The sequence below is a fragment of the Tsukamurella strandjordii genome (genome assembly GCF_039525985.1).
Lineage (GTDB): Bacteria > Actinomycetota > Actinomycetes > Mycobacteriales > Mycobacteriaceae > Tsukamurella > Tsukamurella strandjordii.
Window position 1 is genome coordinate 125,347 of the sequence record NZ_BAAAII010000006.1, and the last position, 24,583, is coordinate 149,929.

General features: G+C 69.2%; 20 protein-coding genes and 1 tRNA gene. 10 read left to right on the forward strand and 11 right to left on the reverse strand.

The genetic code is table 11. From position 1 onward, the window contains the following. Positions 1-6: 6 nt before the first annotated feature. Positions 7-573 carry a PadR family transcriptional regulator gene (locus tag ABD108_RS11905; RefSeq protein ID WP_343930400.1) on the reverse strand — a complete coding sequence of 189 codons (567 nt, stop codon included), beginning with the start codon at positions 571-573 and terminating at the stop codon, positions 7-9. Positions 574-635: 62 nt separating this feature from the next. After that, positions 636-1,892, reverse strand: a complete 1,257-nt coding sequence (locus tag ABD108_RS11910) for an oxygenase MpaB family protein (protein WP_344184947.1) — start codon at positions 1,890-1,892, stop codon at positions 636-638. Positions 1,893-1,981: 89 nt separating this feature from the next. On the opposite strand from ABD108_RS11910, the gene ABD108_RS11915 reads away from it, so the two are divergent. Next, positions 1,982-2,055, forward strand: a tRNA-Arg gene (locus ABD108_RS11915). A gap of 33 nt (positions 2,056-2,088) precedes the next feature. Here the strand turns inward: ABD108_RS11915 and ABD108_RS11920 are convergent. Both ABD108_RS11920 and ABD108_RS11925 read right to left on the reverse strand, forming a co-directional pair. Continuing rightward, positions 2,089-2,547, reverse strand: coding sequence for an FAS1-like dehydratase domain-containing protein (locus ABD108_RS11920; RefSeq protein ID WP_220659498.1), 459 nt, complete (start codon positions 2,545-2,547; stop codon positions 2,089-2,091). Between the two features lie 221 nt (positions 2,548-2,768). Continuing rightward, the gene (locus ABD108_RS11925; protein WP_343930401.1) at positions 2,769-4,508 is read right to left on the reverse strand and encodes a carbohydrate-binding domain-containing protein; all 1,740 of its coding nucleotides are present in this window, start codon (positions 4,506-4,508) and stop codon (positions 2,769-2,771) included. 291 nt (positions 4,509-4,799) lie between these two features. Here ABD108_RS11925 and ABD108_RS11930 point away from each other — a divergent pair, with 291 nt between their 5' ends. The 5 genes from ABD108_RS11930 (at position 4,800) to ABD108_RS11950 (ending at position 11,700) form a co-directional block, all read left to right on the forward strand. Further along, on the forward strand, positions 4,800-6,188 hold the full coding sequence (locus ABD108_RS11930) for a CitMHS family transporter (RefSeq protein ID WP_220659665.1): 1,389 nt from the start codon (positions 4,800-4,802) through the stop codon (positions 6,186-6,188). A gap of 28 nt (positions 6,189-6,216) precedes the next feature. Then, positions 6,217-7,851, forward strand: a complete 1,635-nt coding sequence (locus ABD108_RS11935) for a sensor histidine kinase (protein ID WP_220659496.1) — start codon at positions 6,217-6,219, stop codon at positions 7,849-7,851. Continuing rightward, positions 7,841-8,500, forward strand: a complete 660-nt coding sequence (locus ABD108_RS11940) for a response regulator (RefSeq protein ID WP_220659495.1) — start codon at positions 7,841-7,843, stop codon at positions 8,498-8,500. The genes ABD108_RS11935 and ABD108_RS11940 overlap by 11 nt, the downstream gene beginning before the upstream one ends. Before the next feature lie 53 nt (positions 8,501-8,553). Beyond that, positions 8,554-9,738 (forward strand): alpha/beta hydrolase family protein, encoded by a 1,185-nt coding sequence (locus ABD108_RS11945; RefSeq protein WP_344184952.1) that lies wholly within the window; start codon positions 8,554-8,556, stop codon positions 9,736-9,738. A gap of 69 nt (positions 9,739-9,807) precedes the next feature. Then, complete coding sequence (locus tag ABD108_RS11950) at positions 9,808-11,700, forward strand: S9 family peptidase (protein WP_343930402.1); 1,893 nt, start codon at positions 9,808-9,810, stop codon at positions 11,698-11,700. On the opposite strand, the gene ABD108_RS11955 is transcribed toward ABD108_RS11950, so the two are convergent. From ABD108_RS11955 to ABD108_RS11975, 5 genes are read right to left on the reverse strand one after another with little or no spacing between them, the layout of a single operon-like run. Then, entirely contained in the window at positions 11,691-12,458 is a 768-nt protein-coding gene (locus ABD108_RS11955; RefSeq protein WP_220659493.1) for a MerR family transcriptional regulator, read from the reverse strand. The genes ABD108_RS11950 and ABD108_RS11955 overlap by 10 nt on opposite strands. 1 nt (position 12,459) lies before the next feature. After that, the gene (locus ABD108_RS11960; RefSeq protein WP_305111477.1) at positions 12,460-13,338 is read right to left on the reverse strand and encodes an ABC transporter permease; all 879 of its coding nucleotides are present in this window, start codon (positions 13,336-13,338) and stop codon (positions 12,460-12,462) included. Then, positions 13,335-15,797 (reverse strand): alpha/beta fold hydrolase, encoded by a 2,463-nt coding sequence (locus ABD108_RS11965; RefSeq protein WP_343930403.1) that lies wholly within the window; start codon positions 15,795-15,797, stop codon positions 13,335-13,337. Before ABD108_RS11965 ends, ABD108_RS11960 begins: the two co-directional genes overlap by 4 nt. Positions 15,798-15,816: 19 nt before the next feature. Continuing rightward, on the reverse strand, positions 15,817-16,170 hold the full coding sequence (locus tag ABD108_RS11970; protein ID WP_220659490.1) for a universal stress protein: 354 nt from the start codon (positions 16,168-16,170) through the stop codon (positions 15,817-15,819). Between the two features lie 32 nt (positions 16,171-16,202). Further along, positions 16,203-17,633, reverse strand: coding sequence for a sugar porter family MFS transporter (locus ABD108_RS11975; RefSeq protein WP_343930404.1), 1,431 nt, complete (start codon positions 17,631-17,633; stop codon positions 16,203-16,205). Between the two features lie 169 nt (positions 17,634-17,802). Here ABD108_RS11975 and ABD108_RS11980 point away from each other — a divergent pair, with 169 nt between their 5' ends. After that, positions 17,803-18,981 (forward strand): Gfo/Idh/MocA family protein, encoded by a 1,179-nt coding sequence (locus ABD108_RS11980; RefSeq protein WP_343930405.1) that lies wholly within the window; start codon positions 17,803-17,805, stop codon positions 18,979-18,981. Here the strand turns inward: ABD108_RS11980 and ABD108_RS11985 are convergent. Together ABD108_RS11985 and ABD108_RS11990 are read right to left on the reverse strand one after the other, a co-directional pair. Further along, entirely contained in the window at positions 18,971-19,993 is a 1,023-nt protein-coding gene (locus ABD108_RS11985; RefSeq protein ID WP_343930406.1) for a sugar phosphate isomerase/epimerase family protein, read from the reverse strand. The genes ABD108_RS11980 and ABD108_RS11985 overlap by 11 nt on opposite strands. 23 nt (positions 19,994-20,016) lie before the next feature. Beyond that, positions 20,017-21,207, reverse strand: a complete 1,191-nt coding sequence (locus ABD108_RS11990) for a Gfo/Idh/MocA family protein (RefSeq protein ID WP_343930407.1) — start codon at positions 21,205-21,207, stop codon at positions 20,017-20,019. A 160-nt stretch (positions 21,208-21,367) separates the two neighbouring features. Here ABD108_RS11990 and ABD108_RS11995 point away from each other — a divergent pair, with 160 nt between their 5' ends. The 3 genes from ABD108_RS11995 (at position 21,368) to ABD108_RS12005 (ending at position 24,583) form a co-directional block, all read left to right on the forward strand. After that, positions 21,368-22,390, forward strand: a complete 1,023-nt coding sequence (locus ABD108_RS11995) for a LacI family DNA-binding transcriptional regulator (RefSeq protein ID WP_343930408.1) — start codon at positions 21,368-21,370, stop codon at positions 22,388-22,390. A gap of 124 nt (positions 22,391-22,514) precedes the next feature. After that, a complete protein-coding gene (locus tag ABD108_RS12000) occupies positions 22,515-23,528 on the forward strand; it encodes a substrate-binding domain-containing protein (protein ID WP_220659484.1) in 1,014 nt (337 codons plus the stop codon). Then, complete coding sequence (locus ABD108_RS12005) at positions 23,525-24,583, forward strand: ABC transporter permease (protein WP_220659483.1); 1,059 nt, start codon at positions 23,525-23,527, stop codon at positions 24,581-24,583. The genes ABD108_RS12000 and ABD108_RS12005 overlap by 4 nt, the downstream gene beginning before the upstream one ends.

The following is a 24,583-nucleotide window of genomic DNA, read 5'->3' on the forward strand; positions in this document are numbered from 1 at the left end:
AGTTCCTTATTCGGCTGAGATGGACTGGAGCTGAGTTGCTGCAGGGGTGAGGGCTGCCAGGACCTCGTCGAGCCATTCGACGGTGCCCTGCTCGGAGAGCACGCCGCCGCGCAGCACCAGGTACTGCTGGAGCGCCGTGCCGGAAAGGGTGCCGGGGTCGGGGTAGTCGTCGCTCTCGAAGGTGCGGAACAGGGCGGCCCGGTCGGCGTGCAGATCGCGGATCCGCCGGATCTCGGCGGTCAGGTCGGGGAGGTCCGACGGTGCGGCTCCCCGGATCTTGGTGGCCAGTTCGCGGCGATCGGTGACGTCCTTGCCCGGTGTGCGGATCCACTCCGAGAGGGCGGCACGGCCCGCCTCGGTGATGGAGTACTCCTTCTTATCGGGCTTACCGTCCTGCGCCTGTTCGACGAAGGTGACCAGCCCGCTCTCGGTCATCCGCCCCAGCGTCTTGTAGATCTGCTGGTGCGAGGCCCGCCACCAGTGCCCGATGGACCGATCGAAGCGCCGGGTGAGCTGATACCCGGTGCCGGATCGCTCGCTCAGGGACACGAGCAGCGCATGTTCGAGGGCCACGCCGCCGACGTTACGCCGCAGCGACGCGCTATGCAACTAGTTGCAGTGCGCGTGAATGCGTATCAACGGCGGAGTGTGCCGGCCTGGAACGCCGTCTCCTCGTTCCCCAGCGCCCAGGCGTGCCAGCGCTCCCATGCCGCCACCGAGCGACGTTGCCACGCGCGGTCCACGGCCGGACTCAGATGTCGCGCCGCCTCGATCCCCGCGATGAACGGGAATCGTGCCGCCAGGTAGGCCACGCCCGGCAGTGACGGAGGAAGGCGGAACAATCGGCGGTTCCACGGCAGCATGAACAGCCGGGTGTGGCCGGCCTGGACCGTCGCGTGCCAGCGGGAGCGCGCGCGATCGCGCCGTGACTGGCCCGGCTGCGGAGCGAAAGCCGGGACGAACGATTCGACGAGTTCCGTTCCAGCCGAACCGGAATCGTGTGAACGCGAGGCGTCGAACATGTACAGCAGGCGCAGCCCGTCGGCCACCGTCGACGGGAAGATGGCATCCGCCCGAGCGCCGAGCAGGTGGCCGAGGTAGCGGTTGAAGTGCAGCGCCGCGCGGATCTCGGCAGGCGAGGTGAGGTATCCGAGCGCGTACAGCCCGCTCGCCGGTCCGACGCTGCCGCCGAGCAGCGTGAGCAGCATTTCGGCCTGGCTGATCGGCAGGCCCCACCGCTGCGCGTCCCACTCCGGATGGCGCTGGACGCCGCGGCGAACCGAGACGTGCATGATCCGCACCCGCATCGACAGGCTGCGGCCGAGCGAACCCGGGGTGAGCAGCGCGCCGGGCCGGCTCACCTCGATCCACCAGCGGCTCGTCTCCAGGAAGCGGTGCAGGGCCGAGGCGCCCGCGTAACCGCCGGACAGTGAGAGCGGCACCGCGAGCGAGCCCTCGGTGTATGTGTCCAGCGTGCCCGCATTGCCGACGGCTCCCAGGTCGTAGCCCCACCGTCGCCACACGGCGGCGCCCTGCTCGATCAGTGCGGGATCCACCCAGTCGGGAACCGTCTCGAACTGCTCGAACAGCTCGCGCGCGGCGCGCTCGGTCCCGGGATCGAGATCCACCGTGCGCAGCGCGGCATCGATGCCCTCGGCCAGCGCGAGATCCACGAGGGCGCGAGTGCCCTCCGGTCCGAGATCGCCGTAGGTGGTCGCGTCGACGAATCGTTCGGCCTCGGGGTCGCCGACGGTGCGCAGTCGTGCGAACTCCTCTCCGACACCGTCGGCGGGGAAGAGGTCGACGCCGGTCATGCGGAGCACCGCGTCCCGGACACGACGATGGCCGCCGCGCGTGCGGGCGGTCTCCCAACGGAAGGCGGTGGGCGTCACGGCACCAGGCTAGCAACGCCGACAACGAGTGTTGTCGAAATGACGGAGTCGGGGCGCGTCCGGTGCCTCCGCTAATATCGCTACGCCAAGCCTCCGTAGCTCAGTTGGATAGAGCAAGGGCCTTCTAATCCCTAGGTCGCAGGTTCGATTCCTGCCGGGGGCGCTCGAGAAAGACCAGCGCACCTGAGGTCCCGCGTCAGGAATGGGCCCGCTGGGCGCTGGGCCCGGTGCCGGCGAGCATCACCTCGTCGACGACGGCATCGCTGAGGGCGAGCACATCGTCGGCCTCGCCGGCGTACACGATCCGGCTGGTGCCGAGGACCCGGAGGGCGCCGTCGACGAACGCCCCGGTCTCGACCACGAAGAAGTCCGCGCCGCCCCGCTGGGTGTGCTCCACCAGGCGCGCGCCGATATCGATCCGCTCGCCGATCCGCGGGTGCTCGATGTAGGTGTACGACTGTCCGGCATGCAGGATGCGCGACATGTTGGGGCTGCTGATCGCCTGGGACACGACGGCGGCCACCGCGTGCAGGGTCGGCGCGGCGAGCAGCGTCGAGGGCACCGGGGTGTCGTCCGGCGGTATCCCGAGCGACGGTGACGGCGTGTGCCAGCAGCCCGTGGCGCGGCCGAAACTGCGCACGCCCTCGGTGGTCACCTGGAATGCGTCACTGAACCAGACTTCCCAGGGGCTGTGAGAGTCGGTGGGCTGAGTACTATCATCCACAGGTTGGTTTTATAGGAGTCCGGGCGCGCTGCCAAATCGGGCGCAGCCGCCCTCCGTGCGTAGCTGCAAACATCGGACTCCGTTGTGGCGCATTCCCGCTGGACGATCGTACCGCCGTGGTGACGGCGGTCACGACGCGACCGTGGAGTGAATTACCGCTGCTGGTTGCAGGTGGGATCGTCGGCGCGGTCGAGATACATCTGCGTCGACGAGAGGGTGGGCGAGAGGAACCGCATGTGCCGGAGCAGGGCATCGGGCAGCGGTTGGATCGGCTGGGCGTAAGTCGTGCCGTCCGCGGTGCTGCGCGCCGAGACCACGAACGAACCGGCGTGATCGGAGTTGAATCCGCCGTACACCTGCATCGCCCGGGCGAGCATGAGCTGGAACGGCGAGAGCCCGAACTGCGTGAGGTCGAGACTCGGATCGAGCTGGATCCGGGTGCCCTGCGGGACGCCACCCATCGTGGAACCGTCGGATCGGGTGCCGGGGTAGACGTAGGTGGGGGCGCCTTCGGGCAGGGCGTATCGCACCGCGTGGTCGATCACTCCGGACTGCACGTCCTGGGGAGTGATCATGCCTGCCAGGTAGGAGATCTCACCGCCGGCGTGCGACGGTCCGGCGGTGTGTCCGCCCGATCCTGTGTACGCCTTGTAGGTGGCCTGGGCGATGGCGGTCTTGGTGACCGGATTGAAGCTCTGGAACTCGTAGAGGCAGCCCGTCGCATCGTCGATCACCGACAGGTGCGCATCCGCATCGCGGGTGGGCCGGTACGACGGCAGGTACGGGATGGTCACCTTGCGATTGGTGTTCGTCACGGTGATCTCTGTGGTCGGCGTTCCGGGCGGCGCGTTGTACACGGTGGTCGTCCAGTCGGTGCTGTTGACGAACATCCCGTCGTTGCCGCCGTCCAGGGTGTTGACCCAGCCCGCGCTCCGGGGGTCCACCGCCGCGCCGGGCGGGATCGGCTGGTTCCACGGGGAGTCGGCTGCGAAGTAGTTGCCGTTGTTCGATGCGGGGCCGGGCGCTGCACGTGGAAGGGAGATGCCGAAGTGCGCGATTCCGGAGGTGTTGACGTAGGTAGCGCGCACCTGGTGCGGTCCGCGCGTCATCGTCCGCTGGATGTTGGTGGTTCCCCACTGCGGCGACCATTTGTCGACGACGAGTGCATCGTCGATCCACACGCGAGTACCCACATTGCCCAGGGTGGTCGAGACGATGTAATCCGCTGTCGCGGGGAAGTCGACGGTCCCGGTGTACTCGACCGAGAAGTTGTCGGCGTTCACGCCCGGGAGTGGAGATCCGGTGAACGAACCGCCGGGGCCGTTCTCGCACTGGGTGGCGACCGGGGTGCCCGTGGCGGTGGTGTTGTTGAAGTATCTCGCCCGGAATTGGTTGGGGGGACACATCTCCGGAGCTCCGGCATCGTCCACGGTGACCGACGCGACGTAGAGGTTCCGGTCGCACCGGAACAACGCGAAGTAGTCGTTCGCATACTCGATCGTGAGCGTGTTCGCGCCGGGCGGCACCGAACCGCTCAGCGGATAGGTCGCCCAGGAAGCGGAGTTCACGTCGATCGTTCCCACGACCGTCCCGCCCACCCTCACGGTGGCGATGGGTGATCCGCTGCAGAGGTCGGCCCGCGCCCGGACCGCGAGGGTGGCCGTCCCGGTGGGGGCGATCGGCATCGAGATGGTGCCGTTGTTCGACAGCCGCATGACGGTGCCCGCACTCGAGTCGTAGGTGGGGCCGCCCGCGTACAGCGAGCTCGCCCGCATCGATCCGGCGGGGACTGTGGTCTGCGCTGCGGAGGCGGTGCCGGCAACGGCGGTCGTCACGAGTAGGGCGGCGACGGCGGGGGCGGTCAGGCGTAACGGAAGGTTTCGGCGGGTCATGGCGGGCTCCTCAGGTGCTCACTGTCTTGAAGCATCGATGCCCGCCGGCGCTCACTCGATCGCCGCGCGGAAATCGCCCATCGAGTCTCTTTCTATCACAATAACCCCACAAGTAACACCAATCATAATGTGTTGTGCGGACTTTCGGCGTTCCCCTCCAGGGCTGTTACCGCCGTCCCTCGCCGCGTGCGAAACGCGCAAAAGAACGGGAATCGCGCACAAGCGCGCGCTGTGCCGCCGCTCACCCCGATGCTCCTCTGTGACCACGATCACTGTGCGAGGAGATGGATGATGTTGACAGCCCTGGGACTGACGATGGTGGCGGCCTTCATGGCCGTCATCATGACCCGCCGAGCGACACCGATCGTGGCGTTGATCGCCGTGCCGGTGGTCTTCGGGCTCCTCGCGGGCGCCGGAACCGGGATCGGGAAGATGATTACCGACGGCATCAAAGATCTCGCGCCCACGGCGGCGATGCTGTTCTTCGCGATCGTCTTCTTCGGCGTCATGATCGATGTCGGCCTGTTCGACCCGGTCGTGCGGGCGGTGGTGCGCCTGGTGCGCGACGATCCGGCCCGGCTGGTGATCGGCACGGCGGTGCTCGCCGCCGTGGTCTCCCTCGACGGGGACGGCTCGACCACCTTCATCGTGACCACCTCCGCGCTGCTCCCGCTGTACCTCAAGCTCGGTGTGAGTCCCGTCGTGCTCACGGTGGTCGCGGGCCTGGCGAACGGCACCATGAACATCTTGCCGTGGGGCGGCCCGACCGCACGAGCCGCGGCGGCGCTGAAGATCTCGCCGTCGGAGGTCTTCGTGCCGATGATCCCGTCGCTGATCGCAGGCATGGTGCTGGTCTTCGCCTTCGCCTGGCACCTGGGACTGATGGAGCGCAAGCGAATCGGAACGATCACCGTGCGCGAGAGCGTCCTCGCCGGCGTCGGCGGCGGTATCGGCGGCGGGGCGGCGGGAAGCGGCGGCTCCTCCGGCGCAACCGGATCGGACCGTCCGGCAGTCGCCGAAGAGCCGGGCGATTCGGCCCTGACGCCCATCTCCGGCGCGTTCGCCCGGCCGAAGCTGCTGTGGTTCAACGCCGCCCTCACCGCAGCCCTGCTGTCGGTGCTCACGCTCGACCTGCTGCCCATCCCGGTGCTGTTCATGATCGCCGCCGCGATCGCCCTCATCGTGAACTTCCCGAAGGTCGCCGAGCAGCAGGAGGCCATCACCCGGCACTCGAAGTCGATCGTCTCCGTGGTGGGCATGGTCTTCGCCGCGGCCGTGCTCACCGGTGTCTTCAAGGGCACCGGCATGGTCGAGGCGGTCGCCGCGTGGGTCACCGGCATCATCCCGTCCTCGATGGGGCCGCACCTCGCGGTGATCACCGGCGTGCTGTCGATCCCCTTCACCTTCCTGATGTCCAACGACGCCTTCTACTTCGGGATCCTGCCCGTGCTGTCGGAGACCGCGAGCCACTACGGCATCAGTGCGGCCGAGATGGCACGCGCCTCCATCACCGGGCAGCCCTTCCACATGCAGAGCCCCCTGGTTCCCGCGATCCTGCTGCTCGTCGCCCTCGCCGGTGTGGGCCTGGCCGATCATCACAAGAAGGTGCTCTGGCGGGCCGCGGCCGTGTCCATCCTCATGCTCGTGGTCGGTGTGGGACTCGGTCAGATCCCCTTCTGATCGGGTGCCCGATGGCTACGCTGTCCCAATGCCCGGGCTCCGGCTGCGCACGCAGATCCTCCTACTCCAAGTAGTGATCCTGGTGGCCAGCCTGGCCGCCGGTTTCGGATTGGTGCTGCACCGGGTGGACACCGAGACGCGTGGTGAGCACGCTCAGCGGGCACGGGTGATCGCCGAGACGGTGGCCTCCGACACCGACGTCCGCGCGGCCGCCGCCGCGCAATCGGAGGCACGTCGCGCGGGCCGTCCGGCGACCGCCGAACAACTCGCCGCCACCCCACTCCAGCGGCAGGCGGCCGACATCACCCAGCGCACCGGCGTGCTCTTCGTGGTGATCGCCGACGACGCGGGGTACCGGATCGCGCATCCCGATGCCACGCAGCTCGCGAAACCGCTCAGTACCGATCCGACCACGGCGCTCGCGGGCCAGGTCGAGATGACCGTGCAGAAGGGAACACTCGGCGATTCGGTGCGGTCGAAGGCGCCGGTCTACGGCGCAGACGGGCGCGTCGTCGGGTTGGTCAGCGTGGGCATCTCGACGCACACGGTCACGGCTGCGGCCCGCCGGAACCTCCTGCTGCTGATCGGGGTCGTCGTCCTGGCCTTCGTGATCGGGCTGGTCGGTTCCGCGTTGCTGGCCCGACGGTGGCGTCGCCTCACCCTCGGGCTCGAGCCCGAGGAGATGGCGGAGCTCATCCGGGAGCAGGACGCCGTCCTGCACTCGGGTTCCGAGGGCGTGATCGCCATCGATGCCGACGGGATAGCGCGCGTGATCAATCCGCGTGCTCGCGAGCTGCTCGGGGTCACCGCCGAACCGGGCACTCCACTGGGGGAGCTGGGACTCACCGAGCGCGTGGCCGCGGTGGTCGCCGCACCTGCGGCGGCGCCCGTGGCCGCCGCCGTCAACGAGCGGGTCGTCCTGGTGTCCTCGCGGCGCGTGCAGCGCGGCGACGCCGATCTCGGAACCGTGCTCACCGCCGTCGACCGCACCGATGTCGAACAGCTCACCCGGGAACTGGATTCCGTGCAGGCGATGAGTTCCGCACTGCGGGCCCAACGCCACGAGGCGGCCAACCGCATCCACGTGGTCTCGGGCCTGCTGCGCGACGGACGTACGGAGGAGGCGCTCGCCTACCTCGACGAGCTCACCGGCCATTCCGGCGTCGCACCGGTGCCCGGCATCGACCGGCTCGATGAGCCGCACCTGCGAGCCTTCGTCGCCGCGAAGGCCGCGCGGGCCCGCGAACGCGGTGTCACCCTGCGCGTCGGCGCCGACACGGGCGTGCTCGGCACCCTCGCGCATCCCGTCGACACCACCACGCTCGTCGGGAATCTGCTGGACAATGCGATCGATGCGGCCGCCGACGGCCAGGAACCCAGGGAGGTGGAACTCGACGTGCTCTCCGGCGGAGACGAATTGGCCATCGTGGTCACCGATAGTGGACCGGGATTCACGGTGGCCGACCCCTTCGCCGAGGGGGTCACCACACGCGTGGACCCGACGGTGCCCGGCGGTCGCGGCCTCGGGCTCGCCATCGCCCGCCAGGTGGCGCGCGGGCACGGGGGAGAGGTGACCGTCTCGTCGCGCGGCGGCCCCTCGTCGAGCGAACCGACCACGGTGATCGCCACGCTGCCGGCGGGGGTGCGCGCCGATGCGTCCTGAACTCCGCGTCCTGGTGGTCGACGACGATTTCCGCGTCGCCGCCCTGCACGCCAAGATCGTCGATACGATGAGTGGGCTCGCCACCGTGGGATCGGCGCGCACCCTGTCCGAGGCCCGCGCGCTGGTGGCCCGGGAGGAGATCGACCTCGCGCTCGTCGACGTCTACCTCCCGGACGGATCCGGCATCGACCTGGTGCGCGAGCTGCGGGCCGATGCCTTCGTCCTCGGGGCCGCGGACGACGCGGCCAGCGTCCGTGCGGGATTCGCCGCCGGGGCCCTGCAGTACCTGATCAAGCCCTTCCCGGCGACCGAACTGGCCCGCCGCCTGGGCGCGTACACCGCGTACCGCCGGATCCTGGACACCGGCGAGGTGACGCAGGAGCAGGTGGACGCCGCCGCGGCGGTGCTGCGCTCCGAACGCGCCGTGCCCCGCCGGGACGAGGGCGCATCCGTCACCGAACGGGGGATCGTCGACATCCTGCGGGCCGCGGCGGAGCCGATGCTCGCGGACGAGATCGCCGCAGCCGTCGGCGTCTCGCCCGCCACCGCCCGGCGCTACCTGGCGGAGCTGGTGCGCGACGGCACGCTCACGATGGCCCTGCAGTACGGCGCGACCGGGCGTCCCCGGCAGCGGTACGCGCTCGCATGAGCGGCTCCGCGAAGATGCGACCGCATGCGCGGCCGCTCGTTAGGATCCTTCGCATGAGAACGAATCGGTGGATGATGTCCGGTATCGCGATCGCCGTGGGTGCGGCGGTCGCCGTGGCACCCGCCACCGCGGCTCCGGACTGGTCCGGCCTGGACGCCGCGAACTACGCGGGCCACGTGCCCGCTCGCGGAGGAAAGCTGATCACATCCGTGCCGCTCGCCCCTGCCCTGTCGCTGCCCGGGGCGGGCACGGCCAAGCGCGTGCTCTATTCCACCACCGATCAGCACGGACGCCCGGCCACCAGTACGGGCGCGATCTTCACGCCGAAGGGCACACCGCCGGAGGGCGGATGGCCCGTGATCGCCTGGGCGCACGGCACCGTCGGCCTCGGCGACAGCTGCGCACCGTCGGCGAACCCGCGGTCCGAGCGCGACGCGCAGTACCTGGGCCACTGGTTGCAGCAGGGCTACGCCATCGTCGCCTCCGACTACGCCGGCCTGGGTACCCCTGGCCTGATGAGTTACCTCAACAGCGTCGCCACGGCGCACAGCGTGGTCGACTCCGTGGTGTCCGCGCAGGGCGACCCCTCGCTGAAGCTGGCCAAGAAGTGGGCCATCGTGGGCCAGTCGCAGGGCGGCGCCGCGGCGGTGAACAGCGCGCGGTGGGCGACCCGGTTCAGCGAGGGCAGCGGCCTCGACTACCGCGGGGTGGTCTCCACCGGGACGCCGTTCAAGATCGAGGAGATCATCAAGAAGGCGGGCCCGAACCTGAAGCTCCCGGCCGGTCTCGGATCCGCGGCCACGGCGTACACCGCGTACATCCTCGCGGGCTTCCGCGAGGCCAACCCCGCGATCGACGTCGACTCCGTGCTGAGCCAGCAGGGGAGGGCAGCCGCCGCCAAGGCCGAAGTCCAATGCTATGCGCAGCTGAGCGATTCGCTCACGGGAGTCACACCCACCAGCTACTTCACCAAGGACCTGACCACCCTCCCGGGGGCCGCCGAGGCGGTCGACCGGTACATGGGCACGCCCACCTCGGGCTACGACCGGCCCGTCTTCCTCGGCGTCGGCCTGCAGGACCGCGACGTGCCCGTCGAATCGTCGATCGCGCTCGCCGCCGCACTGCGCAAGAGCGGGGCACAGGTGGAACTGCACCAGTACCCGAACGCCGACCACAGCGGGGCGGTGCTCGAATCGATGAAGGACTCCACCCGGTTCCTCGCACGGATCATGAAGTAGCCGCTGCTTGACCATGCCCCGACGGCATGGTTTCTCCTGGAGGCACACCACCGACGTCAGGAGAGCGGCATGGCACTGCCCGACACCATCACCATCGAGGAGTTCTTCGACTCGCCCGTCCGTGCGGCCGCGAAGATCTCGCCGGACGGCACCCGGATCGCCTTCCTCGCGCCGTGGGGGAACCGGCTCAACGTGTGGATCGAGGACCTGGACGGCGACTCGCCCGCACGGTGCGTGACGGCCGACTCCACCCGCAGCGTGCAGATGTACTACTGGACCGACGATCCGCGCTGGCTGCTGTACCTGCAGGACGACGGTGGCAACGAGCAGTGGCACATCCACCGGGTGGACCTCGACGATCCCGCCGCGCCCGCGGTCGATCTCACACCCTTCGACGGGGCGACCGCCTTCCTCATGGAACTGCCGCCGTCGCGGCCGGGCGTCGCGATCGTTTCCCTCAACTCCCGCAAGGTGGACGAGTTCGACGTCTACGAGCTCGACATCGCCACCGGCGAACTGACCCTCGTGGAGCGCAACCCCGGGAACGTGGCCGGGTGGGTGTACGGACCGGGCGGAAACCTGTTCGCCGCCACCCAGAACGAGGACGGCGACATCGAGATCTGCCGGTGGGATTCCGGCACCCGCGAGCTCGGGCTCATCGCCCGGTTCGACGGTGCCGACTACCCGCTCGGCATCTTCCCGGTGACCGCCACCCCGGACGGAGACCTGTGGCTCGGCTCCAATACCGGCACCGACCGCACGCGCGTGGTGCGGCTCGACGTCGCGAGCGGCACGGAGATCGAGGTCGACAGTCACCCCACGCTCGATCTCGACACCACGGGGCTGGTCTCGCCCGTGCTGCCCTCGCCGCTGATCCTGGACCGCCGGACCGGTGCACTGTTGGGCGTGCGCTACCTCGGCGAACGACAGGAGATCCACGCGCTCGACGAGGGCTTCGCCGCGGTTCTCGCGAACCTCCGGTCGCTGTCCGAGGGGGACATCGGCGCCCTGTCCTCCGATCGCGACGGCGACCGCTGGGTGGTGTCCTTCGTGCACGACCGCGACCCCGGGGTCACCTACCTCTACGACCATCGGACGGGGAGCTCGCGACTGCTGTTCCGCCCGTTCCCGCACCTGGATCCGGAACGGCTCGCCCCGATGCGCCCGGTCTCCATCCCCGCCCGCGACGGCCTCACCCTGCCCGGCTACCTCACCCTTCCCGTCGGAGTGGAGCCCGCCGGACTGCCCTTGGTGCTGCTGGTGCACGGCGGCCCGTGGTTCCGCGACTCCTGGGGCTACCACGGCGACGTGCAGATGCTCGCCAATCGCGGCTACGCCGTGCTCCAGGTGAACTTCCGCGGCTCCACCGGCTACGGCAAGGCCTTCACCAAGGCGGCGATCGGGGAGTTCGCCGGCGCCATGCACGACGACCTCATCGACGGCGTGAACTGGGCGGTCGAGCGCGGCTACGCCGATCCGGCACGAGTGGCGATCTTCGGCGGCTCGTATGGCGGGTACGCGAGTCTGGTGGGGGTGACCTTCACGCCCGAGGTCTTCGCCGCGGCGATCGACTACGTGGGCATCTCGAGCCTGCCGAACTTCATGCGCACCGCACCCGAGATCGCGCGGCCCTACCTGACCAACAACTGGTACCTCTACGTGGGCGATCCGGCGGATCCGGTGCAGGAGGCCGACATGCTGGCGCGCTCACCGATCACGCTGGTCGGTCGCATCCGCACCCCGCTCCTGGTGGTGCAGGGCGCCAACGATCCCCGGGTGGTGCAGGCCGAATCCGACAACCTGGTCGAGGCGTTGCGCGCCCGCGGCGGCGATGTCGAGTACATGATCAAATCCGATGAGGGACACGGCTTCGTGAACCCCGAGAACGTGATCGAGATGTACCGCGCCGCAGAGGGCTTCCTGGCCCGTCACCTCGGTGGGCGCGTCGGCGATCAGGTCTGATCGGCCGCGCGGTCCTCCCGCGCGGCGCGGTGCGCGTCCATCAGCCTGCCCAGCCGGGCCAGCACGTCCTGCTGCGCGGGGTTGTACAGGTCGCGCATCGCCTCGGCGACGGTCCGGGCGAAGTGTCCGGCGCCCCGCGGGGATTCGGCGGTGGCCGTGGCGATCGCCGGATTGTTCTCGATGAGGTCGATCGAGTGGGGCAGCATCCGTTCGGCGAGCGCCTGCCGGGTGGCGTCGTCCGAGTCGACGGTGAGCGCGTCGAACTCCGGTGTCGGATCGGCGGGCGGCTTCAGCTTCGACGAGTAGCGCAGCATATCGGCGTAGGCGGTGATGCCCGACGGTCCGAGCACCCGGGTCATCACCACGATCAACGAGCGGTCCGCCTCGGACATGCCCTCGGCGAATGCGGCGACCTCGGCCGGGAGGTCGGTGGGCATCTCGTCGCGGTGCATGGTCGCGAGCTCGTCGCGCACCTGCTGCATCCGCTCGATCGACTCCTTCAGCTCCGCGTCCAGCGCGTGCACGGCATCCGCCGTGAGGGTCTGGGCGTCGCCCATCCCGCCGATCTGCTGGAGCGAGAAGCCGAGCTCGGAGAGCCGTTTGATCCGGACCAGCCGCAGCAGGTGATCGACCCCGTACTGCTTGTAGCCGTTGCTCTGCCGGATCGGCTCGTCGAGCAGGCCCACGTGGTGGTAGTGCCGGACGGCGCGCACCGTGGTGCCGGCGAGATCCGCCAGCTGCTTGGTGCTCCACGGCATGTCAGCTCACCACGTCCTTGTAGCGGAAACCGCGCACGGCGAGGGCGAAGAAGACCACCGCGATGCTCACCGAGAGCGACAGTCCCTGCGCCATCCCGGCCCATTCGATCGACGGCTGCAGCAGATCGGTCCAGGCGTACTGCCAGTGCGCGGGCAGCGCGGCGCGCAACCCGCCCAGGGCGGTCACCTGATCGAGCACACTGCCGATCACGGTCAGGCCCACCGCGCCGCCGACGGCCGCGAGCGGGGCGTCGGTGCGGGTGGAGAGCCACAGCGCGAGCCCCGCGGTGGCGAGCTCGGAACCGATGATGAAGGCCGCCGCCAGCAGCAGCCGCCACAGACCCTCACTCGCGGGGAGCGATGTCCCGGTGGGGGATTGCAGCGGACCCCATCCGTAGGCGAGGGTCCCGGCGACCAGCGCGACAGCGGTGAGCAGAGCCACGGACGCCACCGACAGGATGAGGGCGACGATCGCCTTCGTGATCAGCAGCCTGGTCCGGGGCACGGGCGCCGCCAACAGGTACCGCAGGGACGACCAGTCGGCCTCCGAGGCGATGGCATCGCCGAAGAACAACGCCACCGGGATCACGAGGAGGAATCCGGTGCCCGCGATGAGCACCGTCGCCGTCAGATTGAGCCCGGACGCGGTGGCCACATCGAACATCGACGGCCGGCCTCCCCGGCGGCTCTCGTCGTCACTGCCCACGGCGAGGGCCACGATGAGCACGATCGGCAGCGCTGCGAGCAACCCCGCCATCACCAGCGTGCGGCGCCGCCGGAACTGGCGTGCCAGCTCCACCCGCACCGTGAGCGTGCGCCCCGGCGCGTACCCGGGTGCGGCACCGTCGTGTTCGGTCACCGAATCGGTCTGTGCGGTCATTCGTCGTCACCACCCGTCAACTGGAGGAAGGCGTCTTCGAGGCTGCGCGGTGCCCCGGAGCCGTCGGCGTGCACGATCTCGTCGACGGTGCCGGCCGCGATCAGCTGCCCGCGCCGCAGCACCACCACGTGCGAGCAGGTCTGCTCCACCTCGGCGAGGAGGTGGCTCGACACGATCACGGTGCGGCCGGTGGCGCCGTACCGCACGATGGCGGCGCGCATCTCGCGGATCTGGGAAGGATCGAGTCCGTTGGTCGGCTCGTCGAGCACGAGGACGTCCGGAAGGCCCAGCATCGCCTGGGCGATCGCGAGTCGCTGCCGCATGCCCTGCGAGTAGGTGCGCACCGCACGATCGAGTGCGGACCCCAGGTCCGCGATCGCCAGGGCGTCTTCGAAGTGCGCGTCCTCGATCGGCCGGCCGGTGGCACGCCAGTACAGGTCGAGATTCGCGCGACCCGAGAGATGGGGCAGGAAGCCCGCGCCCTCCACGAAGGCACCCACCCGCGAGAGCACCGGTGCGCCGGGCCGGATCACGTGCCCGAAGACGCGGATCTCGCCCTCGTCGGGGGTGATCAGTCCCATCAGCATCCGCAGCGTGGTGGTCTTGCCGGCACCGTTCGGGCCGAGCAGTCCGAGTACCTGGCCGCGGTCCACGCGGAAGGTCACATCGCGCACGCTGTAGCCGTCGCCGCCGGCGTACTTCTTGGACAGGCCGGTGATCTGCAGCGCCACATCGGCCAGATCGGGATCGGCGGGTGCGGATGTGCGCCGGCGCCCGATGAGGACGAGGGCCGCCGCCACCGCGAGCGCGATGATGGGCAGTGCCCACACCCACGTCGGCAGGGGCCGCGGCGCCGACACCAGGCCCGGAACTTCGGGCACGGTGAGCGGCCCGGTAGCCGAGATCGTGTACATCGCCGGAGCATTCGGTGACTGGTAGCCGAGATCGGTGGTGGAGAACGCGACGCGCAGGCGGTGCCCGGCGTCGAATTCGTGGTCGATGACGGGCAGGCGCACCGTGGTGGTGGCGCTACCGCCCGCCAACGGTATGCGGATCGGCGCGGCGAGCTGCTGCGGCAGTGCCTGCGATCCGTCGGGGCCCACGTCGTAGAGCTTGGCGAAGAGCACGGCGTCCGGGGCGGCGGAGTCGACCTTGATGGTGATCGACGGGGCGCCCGTCACCGTGAGATTGGTATCCAGCGGTGCGGATTCGAAGCCCGCGGACTGGGCGGGCAGGTCGCGAGAGAGTCCGGCCGAGCCCAGAAGTGCGCCCGCGGCGCCGAGGCTGCCGCCGAGCCCGGGGACACCCGAGATCGACGGTGGTGCGCCGCCGGGCGGATTCTCGGCGTTCTGCGGGCCGCCGGTCAGTTCGACGGTGCGCGTCCGCGTTCCTTCGAGTCCCGGATAGCGGTCGGTGCTGGCCGAGCGCAGGGCCTGCGTACCGGTCTCGGAGTCGATGCCGCCTGTGCGGGTCACCTGATAGGCGGGAACGGCGGGGGCGTCCTCGCCCTTGAGGTAGCGGTCGAACCAGTCCTTGGTGCGGGCGTTGACGCGAGCATCCTCGCGATCGCCGCCGTCGTGGCCGCCCGCGATCCAGTCCATCGCCACGGGCGAGCCGTTCTCGGCGATCCGCCGTGCCGCCTCGTCGGCGTGGTCCAACGGGAACAGCGAATCGCTCTCGCCCTGTGCGAGATACGTGGGAACACGGATGGACGAGCCCACCGAGGCCGGGCTTCGCGCCGCGAGCAGGGCGCGGTCGCCATCGGTGAGCGCTCCGCCCTGGGCGACCCGGTTGTACATCTCGCAGACCGCGGGCTCGAACTTCGCGCAACCGCCACCCATGGTGAACAGGATTCCGGCCCACTGCTTCTTGTACACGCCGCCGGGGAAGAGGGCCTGTTCCAGATTCCAGTACGTGATCCGTGGTGCGATGGCGTCCACGCGACGGTCATGGCCGGCGAGCAGGAGGGCCAGGGCGCCGCCGTAGCTGCCGCCCGCCACGCCGACCCGCGGATCGCCGGGGCCGTCCTGGCGCACCCCGGGCCGGGTGCTCAGCCAATCGAGCAGCTTGCGGGCATCGGCGACCTCGGAGTCGGGGGAATCGAGTCCCACCAGACCGGTCGACTTCCCGAATCCGCGTGCCGTGTACGTGAGGACGGCGTAGCCGCCCGCCGCGAGCTGTTTCGCTTCCGCCTCCACATCGGCCTTGGAGCCGCCGAAGCCGTGTGCCAGGAGCACCGCCGGGAGGGGGCCGGCGGCACCGTCGGGAACGAAGAACGAGGTGTCGAGCGCCACCCCGGCGCCGTCGAGCATCGCCTCGGTCTGGCGGACCGACGGACCTCGGTCGGGCGAGCAGGCGAACACCAGACCGCCGACCAGCACCAGGACCGCGATCAGCGCGGCGACGGTGGTGGATCGGCGGCCGGACGGGGCGGCCCAGGGGGCGCGTGGTCTCGGCACCGCCCCAGGATAGGTCGAATCAGTCGACCTTGACCGCGAGCACGGGGACGGGGCAGTTGAGCAGCAGCCGCTGGCTCAGGCTGCCGAGGATCGCCTTGCCCACCGGGGACCTTCGTTTCATCCCGATCACGAGGCGTTCGATGCCACGTTCCTGTACCTCGTCGAGCACGGCGTCGGCGGGATCGCGGTCGCCGCGGCCGTGCCGGTCGACCACCGTGATGGCGACGGCCTCCTTGTACCGAGCCACGTCCAGGGGGCGCAGCCCCAGGTTCATCGCCACCAGATCGGTGTCGAGCATCTTCGCCTCCGCGACGGCCTGCGCCAGCGCGGCGCGACCCTCCGGGGTATCGGAAACGGCGACCAGAATCGTCATGCGGGCATTCCTCTCGTGAGCGGATGGTCGGATCAGCGGAAATCGCCGGAGGCGAAGGACTCCTCGAGCTGCTCCAGCGAGCGGCCCGAGGTATTGGGCAGGAACTTCCACAGGAAACCCACGAAGAACACGCCGAGCACGAAGAAGACCATGAACGATCCGGTGATCCCGGTGGCGTACACCATGATCGGGAAACCGAAGGCCACGATGGCGTTCGTCACCCACAGCACCAGGACGCTGAGCCCCATGCCGAATCCGCGCATCCGCAGCGGGAACAGCTCGGACAGGCACACCCACACCGGCACGTTGAGCGCCAGCTGCATGCAGAAGACGAACAGCACGACCAGGGCCAGGATCACGTAGGCCTTGACGATGCCCTCGGGGATCAGCAGCGAGGCGATCACGATGAGCCCGTGACACGTGGTGGTGGCGATGAGACCGCCGATGATCATGGTGCGGCGGGGCACTCGGTCGATCAGGAAGAACAGACAGATCGCGGAGCCGACCACGGCGATGACGCCGGGGGCGATGTTGGCGAGCAACGCCGAGTTCGCGTCGAACCCGGCCACGGTGAGCAACTGACTGCCGTAGTACATGACCGAGTTGATGCCGGTCACCTGCTGCGCGATGGCCAGACCGATGGCGGCGATCATGATCCGCCGGATCCACGGCACGGACAGGTCGTACCACCCGCCGGTCTTCGTGGCGGCCTCCTCCTCGGCCAGATGCCCGACCTCGGCCATCTCGGCCCGGGCGCGGTCCTCGGAGCGGATCTGCATCAGCACGCCGAGCGCCTCGTCGTCGCGGCCCTTGGAGATCAGCCAGCGCGGCGACTCCGGCATCCGGAGCATGCCGATGAACAGGAAGACGGCCGGCACCGCACAGACGGCCAGCATGTAGCGCCAGACGCCCTCGTGCTCGCCCCACACGTTCGCGATGATCGCGTTGATGATGAAGGCCGACATCTGACCGATCACGATCGCCAGTTCGTTGCGGCCACTGAGCGCCCCGCGCCGTTCCGTGGGCGCGAGCTCGGACAGGTACACGGGCACGGTGACGGAGGCGCCGCCCACGGCGAACCCGAGGACGAAGCGCGCGGGAAGCATCACCAACAGATCCGGCGCGAAGACGGCGCCCATGGTGCCGCCGAAGAAGATCACGGCCAGCAGCGTGAGGGTCCTCTTGCGGCCCAGTCGGTCGTTGAGTCGCCCGCAGGCGAGTGCGCCGACCGCCGCGCCGATCAGCAGCGTGCTGGTGACCAGTCCCTCCGTCACCGAGGTGAGGCCGAGATCCTTCTTCATCGGCTCCAGCGCGCCGTTGATGACGCCGGTGTCGTAGCCGAAGAGCAGGCCGCCGAAGGTCGCCACCACCGCCACCAGGTCGAGGCGCCGCTGATGCGGTCCCGGTCTCAGCGGCGGGAGTGCGACGCCGCCGTGCGGAGTATCGATGCTGCCGTGGGCCATGTGGGGGTTCCCTTCACCTGTTCGGTGATGTTGATCACAACAGAAGAAGTCGAGTTTGGGAAGTGTTTCGTTGAATTTGAACGAATGTTAGGACAAAAGGTGAATTCGAGTCGGATATCTGCCATCATGGGAGTCGACGACGTAGGTGATCCGACAACGGAGGTGCTCCATGACCGATTCCGCACAGCCCGGCGGTGCGCTCCAACCGGTGCGCGTGGCAGTGATCGGCATGGGATGGATGGGCCGCGTGCACGCCCAGGCCTACACCCGCGTTCCGCATCACTACCCGCAGGGCCCGGCCCGTCCGGTGCTGGTCGCGGTGGCCGATGACGTTCCCGGCCGGGCCGCCGAGTTCGCCGATCGGTTCGGTGCCGAGCGCGCGTACACCGACTGGCGCGACGTGCTCACCGACGACGACATCGACGCGGTCTCGGTCACCGTGCCCAACTTCCTCCATCGCGAGATCGGCACGGCTGTCCTCGAAGCCGGTAAGCACCTGTGGATCGAGAAGCCCGTGGGGCTGACCGCCGACGATGCCCGCGCTGTGGACGAGGCGGCGCGGTCGCGCGATCTGGTGACCGCGGTCGGCTTCAACTACCGCAATGCGCCGGCCGTCGAGGCCGCGCGCACGATGATCGCCGACGGTGCGATCGGCACCGTCACCCACGCTCGCTTCCGCTTCTTCAGCGACTACGCCGCGCATCCCGACGGCGCGCTCACCTGGCGGTACCAGCGCGCTCGCGGCGGCAACGGCGTGCTCGGTGATCTCGGTTCGCACGGTGTCGACCTCGTTCGCTTCCTCTTGGGTGACATCGACTCCCTGGTGGCCGACGCCGCGATCTTCATTCCGGAGCGGTCCGAGCCCTCCGGTGCCACGTCCGGTCATCAGCTTGCCACCGGCGGTGTGCGCGGCACGGTCGAGAACGAGGACTACGTGGGTGCCCAATTGCGCCTGGCGTCGGGGGCGCGGTGCGTGCTCGAGGCCAGCCGGATCGCGGTGGGCGAGCAGAACTCCTACGGTTTCGAGATCCACGGGACTACCGGAATGATCCGGTGGGACTACCGCCGGATGGGCGAACTCGAGACCTCGCTGGGCGCAACGTTCCAGGACCAGCCCGTATCCACGGTCTACGTGGGGCCGGGGAGCGGTGATTTCGCGGCGTTCCAGCCGGGTTCGGCCAATCCGATGGGCTACGACGATCTCAAGGTGATCGAGGCGCAGCGGTTCATGCGGTCGATCGTGACCGGAACACCCGAGGGGGCGACGGCGGCCGACGCGGTACGCAGCGCCCGCGCTCTGGACGCGATGACCGAGTCGATCGCCGCCGGGTGCTGGGTCACGCTGTAGGAGGCAGGAGCGATCGCTCCAGGGCGGCATCGGCTGCCCGGAGCACGCCGGCCGCCACCGCCACTCCCTCGACGCGGTCGAGCTCGGTGTCCTCGTGCTCGATGTTGACCATCATGTCGGGGTCCACCTCGTGCAGGGCGCGGAGGAACTCGGTCCAGTAAGCGGTGTCGTGCCCCTTGCCGAGCGCGACGAAATCCCACGCGGACCGTTCCGGCCACTCGTTCGCCCACTCGTCGCCGCCGAGGTTGGTGCGGGGCTCGTCGGAGGACAATCGCCGGAAGCCGTTGTCCAGCACACCGTTGAGGGCGGCGTGCTCGGCGTTGATCCGTACGTCCTTGGCCGCCGCGTGCACCACGAGATCGCCCAGATGGCGCACCACCGCGACCGGATCCATCTGCTGCCAGAACAGGTGCGAGGCGTCGAGTTCGACTCCGATGTTCGTGGCCCCGGTCAGCTCGATCAGGCGGTGCACGGAGTCGCTGTTGAACACCACGTTCTGCGGATGCAGTTCCAGCGCCACCTTCACGTCGTGATCGCGGGCCAGCCGGTCGATCTCGCGCCAGAAGTCCGCGACGATCGCCCACTGGTGGTCGAGCACGTCGAGCGCGGCGGAGTTCCACGCGTTCACGATCCAGTTGGGCCGGGTCGCGCCCGGCTCGCCGCCGGGCAACCCCGACATGGTGACCACGCGATGCTGCCCGAGCCGCGCAGCCAGCCGGATCGATCGCCGCACGTCCTCGGCGTGCTCGCCCCCGATGGCGGGATTCGGATGCAGCGGATTGCCGTTGCAGTTCAACCCCGCGATGTCGACACCGGTCCCCTCGAATCCGCCGAGGAAGTCGTCGCGGGCGGTGTCGCTCACCAGGATGTCGTCCATCGTCGGGACGTGGACGGCGGGCAGGAACCCGCCGGTGTTGATCTCGATCCCGGTGAGACCGAGGCCGGCGATCACGGCGAGCGCGTCGGGCAGCGGTCGATCGTGCAGGACGGCGTTGTACAGGCCGAGTTTCATGGCGATTCCTTGGTTCGTGGGGATCAGTGCGGGACGGCGATCTCGGCGCCACCGGCCAGCGCGGAGCGGGCCGCGGCGTCGAGCAGTCGCATGGTGCGCAGACCGTCGGGGAAGCCGGCGTTGCGCGGAAGGGCCTGTGCGGCGGGGACGCCGGCGATCTCCTCCAGGAAGGCGCGTGCCTGGAAGACGAAGCCGTCGTTCTGCCCGATGCCCACGCCGGGCGCGTCCATCGGGAGGCCGCCGCGCCAGTACGGGTGGTCCGGACCGAGCGTGATCGTGCGCTCGCCGGCGACGGCGTGGTCGGCCTCGGGGAGACACAGCCGCACCCGGCCGGGATCGCGGAAGTCGAAGGATGCGGATCCGCGTGCGCAGAAGACCTCGAACTTGAGCGTGTTCGCGTGCCCGGCGGCCACGCGCGAGACCTGCAGTGCACCCGTCCCGCCGCCCGCGAACTCCACGAAGAAGCCGGCTGCGTCATCGTTCTCGACGAGCTCGCGCTCGGTGCTCACCTCGGCGTGCTCATGGCCGACTACTCGGCCGAGGGGCTTCGGCCGGGAGGTGAACGCGGTGGTCAGGGTGCCGCCGCGCACCGTCGCGACCGGACCGCCGAAGAGCTCGGCGATGTAGGTCAGGTGGCTTCCCACATCCGCGAGGGCGCCGGACCCAGCGGGTCCTTTGAACCGCCAACTGATCGGGGCCTGCGGATCGCAGGCGTAGTCGGTCCAATAGGCGCCGTCGAAGGTGATCAGCGGGCCGAGGCGTCCGCTGCGGACGAGATCGCCGAGGAAGGCGATGCCGGGGGAGCGGAGGTAGGTGAGCCCGATCCGGCCGAGAGCGGACGAGCTCTCGGCCGCCGCGGTCATCGCTTCCGCGTCGGTCATGGTGTCGGAGAGCGGCTTTTCGCACAGCACGTGTTTTCCGGAGGCGAGCAACGTCTCCACGATCTCGCGGTGCAGACGGTTGGCCACCACCACGCTCACGGCGTCGATCGCGGGATCGTCGGCGATCGTCCGCCAATCCGTGATGTGGCGGCGATAGCCGTACCGCCGGGCGGTCTCCTTCGCGAGTGGTTCGTGGGCGTCGGCGACGGCGACGAGCCGCACGGGTGGCAGCTCCGTCCCGTAGACGGTGGAGGCCGTGCGGTAACCGGCGGCATGGGCCTTGCCCGCCATTCCGGCGCCGATGACGGCGACACCTATCCCGTTCTCGGTCATTGTTCTCCTCGGGTGCGCGGCCGTGGGGTTCAGCGACCCCGGCGCGGGCGATGATTGTGAGTGCGCTGCATCACACGTAGGATTCGGTGTGAGTTGGAGCGCTCCAACAATGATGCGAAATGTCGCTATGTCCTGTCAAGACTCGATCGCCGGAGGTTCGATGAGCGAGAAGCGGCCCACCATCTACGACGTGGCCGCGCGGGCGGGAGTATCGAAGTCGTTGGTCTCCCTTGTGCTCCGGGATTCGCCGCGCGTGGGTGAGGAGTCCCGTCGGGTGGTGCAGGACGCGATCCGCGAATTGGGCTACCGGCCGAGCCGTGCGGCGGCGGACCTCGCGGCCCGGCGCACCCGCACCGTCGGCGTCCTGATCGACGACTACACCAACCTCTGGTTCGTCGATCTGGTGCGTGGCCTGCACGCCGCCCTCGGTCCCGCCGGGTATCGGCTCGCCGTGGTCGATGTCGCGACGGCGGGCCAGGCTGAGGATCCGATCGAGTCGATGCTCGCGATGCGGGTCGACGGCCTGGTGCTCGGCATGGACCCGCCGCGATCGCTGATCGGTGCGGAGCGGCTTCCGCCCGTGGTGATCGCGGGTACTCGAGCGGCGCCGGATCTGCCCTTCGACGCGGTCGCCAACGATGACGGACAGGGTGCGCGACTGGCGGCGCGCCACCTCGTCGGACTCGGTCACCGTCGCCTCGCGCAGGTGTGCGCCGGGGGCGGGGCGGGCGCCGTCCGCCGCGAGGCCTTCGCCGCCGAGGCCGGGCGACTCGGCGTGAGCCTCGTCGAGGCCGGCCGGGACGGTCCCGCGACCGACGATGCGGGGTTCGCCGGCGCGCTGACGATCTTCGACGCCGACCCTCGGGTCACGGCGATCTTCGCCGCGAACGACGTGCTGGCGGTGGGCGTGCTCGGCGCGGCCGGGGCCGCCGGCCGCACTGTGCCCGGCGACCTCTCGGTGATCGGCTACGACGACACCTCGCTCGCGGCCACCCGTCTGATCAGCCTCACCACTGTCGACGATCGCAGCTTCGACGTGGGCGAACGGGCGGGTGGCCTGCTGCGCGCGCGAATGGGCGACGACGACGCCTTCGCACCGCTCGGAGCGGGTCCGGTGCGCACGACCTTGCCGGCGCGAGTGGTGACGCGGTCGACCACGGCGCGGCCGCGATCCTCCGACTGAGGCGTGCATCGGATTGTCGCTAATGTGCGTATGTCTGAACAAACGCTAGGCATGAAGTGTGATCTGTACTACATTCATCCTCAGCGGGTGGGTCGGTTCATCCGCGAGGTCGAAAGGGACAGACATGTTGAAGACCACGGGCCGGTTCCGGGGGCTGCTCACCGCGGCCGCCGCGAGCACCGCCGTCGTGCTGGCGGTCGCCGGATGCTCCAGTACCGGCGGCGCTCCGCGCGACACCGGCAATGGCGGGGCGGGGGTGGGCTCGGCGGGCACGAAGGCCTTGACCATCGCGATGATCACTCATCAGCAGCCCGGCGACACCTTCTGGGACCTGATCCGCAAGGGTGCGGAGATGGCCGCGAAGAAGGACAACGTGACACTGCGGTACTCGAACGATCCACAGGCCCCCAACCAGGCGAATCTCGTGCAGACCGCGATCGATTCGAAGGTGGACGGCATCGCGCTCACACTGGCCTCGCCCAGCGCGATGGCGCCGGCGGTCGCGTCCGCGCTCAAGGCCGGAATCCCCGTCACCGCGTTCAACGCGGGATTCAACGAGTACAAGGGAATGGGCATCGGCCAGTACTTCGGGCAGGACGAGACCACCGCGGGCCGGGCGGTCGGTGAGAAGCTGACGCAGGAGGGCGCGAAGAAGGCGATCTGCATCATCCAGCAGCAGGGGCAGGTCCAGCTCGAATCCCGATGCGCCGGTGTCAAGGCGGGATTCACGGGTGGCAGCGTGGAGAACCTCAATGTCAACGGTGAGGACATGTCCGACGTGCAGTCCAAGGTGACCGCCAAGTTGCAGCAGGATCCCTCGATCGACCGCATCGTGGCCCTCGGCGCACCGTTCGCGCTGGGTGCGGTGAAGGCCAAGGCGGGCACCAGCAGCAAGGCCGCCGTGGTCACCTTCGACACCAATGCCGCGATGATCGACGCGATCAAGAAGGGTGATGTCGCCTGGGCCATCGATCAGCAGCCCTATCTGCAGGGATACCTCGCCGTCGACTCGCTGTGGCTGTACCTCACCAACCGCAATACGATCGGCGGCGGCCAGCCCGTCTCGACCGGGCCGGCCTTCATCGACAAGACGAATGTCGACGCGGTCGCCGAACTCGCCAAGGCGGGCACCCGATGACCGCGAGTGACACCGTCGACGTCGCGGACGGCACAGCCGCCGCCGACGAACGGGTCAAGAAGCAGAAGGCGCTGCAACGAGTGATCGTGCGCCCCGAGGTGGGCGCGCTGATCGGCGCGATCGCGATCTTCGTCTTCTTCATGATCGTGGCGCCGCCGTTCCGCAGTCCCGAGGCCTTCGCCACGGTGCTCTACGCCAGCTCCACGATCGGCATCATGGCCTGCGGTGTCGCGGTCCTGATGATCGGCGGCGAGTTCGACCTGTCCACCGGTGTCGCGGTCACCTTCTCGTCGTTGGCCGCGTCCATGCTCGCGTACAACCTGCACCTGAACACCTGGGTGGGATCGGCACTGGCGCTGGGGCTCTCGATCGCCGTCGGCGTCTTCAACGGGTACATGGTGATGCGCACCAAGATCCCCAGCTTCCTGATCACCCTGGCCACGTTCCTCATGATCACGGGCATCAACCTCGCGGTCACGAAGCTGGTCACCGGCCAGGTCGCGACCCCGTCGATCGCCGACATGCAGGGCTACGAGTCGGCACGGTCGATGTTCGCGTCGACCATCGGCATCTTCGGCATCAACGTCAAGATCACGGTCTTCTGGTGGCTGCTGTTCACCGCCGTCGCCACGTACGTGTTGATGCGGACCCGGGTGGGCAACTGGATCTTCGCCGTCGGCGGCAACCAGGAATCCGCCCGTGCGGTCGGTGTGCCGGTCACCAAGGTCAAGATCGGCATGTTCGTCTTCGTCGGCTTCTGCGCGTGGTTCGTCGGGCAGCACCTGCTGTACTCCTTCGACACGGTGCAGTCCGGCCAGGGCGTCGGTAACGAATTCCTGTACATCATCGCTGCGGTGATCGGCGGCTGCCTGCTGACCGGCGGCTACGGCACGGCCGTCGGCGCCGCGATCGGCGCCTTCATCTTCGGCATGGTCAACCAGGGCATCGTCTACGCCGGTTGGAACCCTGACTGGTTCAAGTTCTTCCTGGGGATCATGCTGCTGTTCGCCGTGATCGCCAACAACGCATTCCGTAACTTCGCGGCGAAGAGGTGA

Excerpts from the sequence above, each read along its gene's own strand:
- ABD108_RS11980 (WP_343930405.1), top strand. The coding sequence starts at position 17,803 with ATGACCGATTCCGCACAGCCCGGCGGTGCGCTCCAACCGGTGCGCGTG.
- ABD108_RS11940 (WP_220659495.1), top strand. The coding sequence starts at position 7,841 with ATGCGTCCTGAACTCCGCGTCCTGGTGGTCGACGACGATTTCCGCGTC.
- ABD108_RS11960 (WP_305111477.1), bottom strand. The coding sequence starts at position 13,338 with ATGACCGCACAGACCGATTCGGTGACCGAACACGACGGTGCCGCACCC.
- ABD108_RS11950 (WP_343930402.1), top strand. The coding sequence starts at position 9,808 with ATGGCACTGCCCGACACCATCACCATCGAGGAGTTCTTCGACTCGCCC.
- ABD108_RS11970 (WP_220659490.1), bottom strand. The coding sequence starts at position 16,170 with ATGACGATTCTGGTCGCCGTTTCCGATACCCCGGAGGGTCGCGCCGCG.
- ABD108_RS12000 (WP_220659484.1), top strand. The coding sequence starts at position 22,515 with ATGTTGAAGACCACGGGCCGGTTCCGGGGGCTGCTCACCGCGGCCGCC.
- ABD108_RS11945 (WP_344184952.1), top strand. The coding sequence starts at position 8,554 with ATGAGAACGAATCGGTGGATGATGTCCGGTATCGCGATCGCCGTGGGT.
- ABD108_RS11985 (WP_343930406.1), bottom strand. The coding sequence starts at position 19,993 with ATGAAACTCGGCCTGTACAACGCCGTCCTGCACGATCGACCGCTGCCC.
- ABD108_RS11975 (WP_343930404.1), bottom strand. The coding sequence starts at position 17,633 with ATGGCCCACGGCAGCATCGATACTCCGCACGGCGGCGTCGCACTCCCG.
- ABD108_RS11935 (WP_220659496.1), top strand. The coding sequence starts at position 6,217 with ATGCCCGGGCTCCGGCTGCGCACGCAGATCCTCCTACTCCAAGTAGTG.
- ABD108_RS11995 (WP_343930408.1), top strand. The coding sequence starts at position 21,368 with ATGAGCGAGAAGCGGCCCACCATCTACGACGTGGCCGCGCGGGCGGGA.
- ABD108_RS11925 (WP_343930401.1), bottom strand. The coding sequence starts at position 4,508 with ATGACCCGCCGAAACCTTCCGTTACGCCTGACCGCCCCCGCCGTCGCC.
- ABD108_RS11955 (WP_220659493.1), bottom strand. The coding sequence starts at position 12,458 with ATGCCGTGGAGCACCAAGCAGCTGGCGGATCTCGCCGGCACCACGGTG.
- ABD108_RS11930 (WP_220659665.1), top strand. The coding sequence starts at position 4,800 with ATGTTGACAGCCCTGGGACTGACGATGGTGGCGGCCTTCATGGCCGTC.
- ABD108_RS12005 (WP_220659483.1), top strand. The coding sequence starts at position 23,525 with ATGACCGCGAGTGACACCGTCGACGTCGCGGACGGCACAGCCGCCGCC.
- ABD108_RS11990 (WP_343930407.1), bottom strand. The coding sequence starts at position 21,207 with ATGACCGAGAACGGGATAGGTGTCGCCGTCATCGGCGCCGGAATGGCG.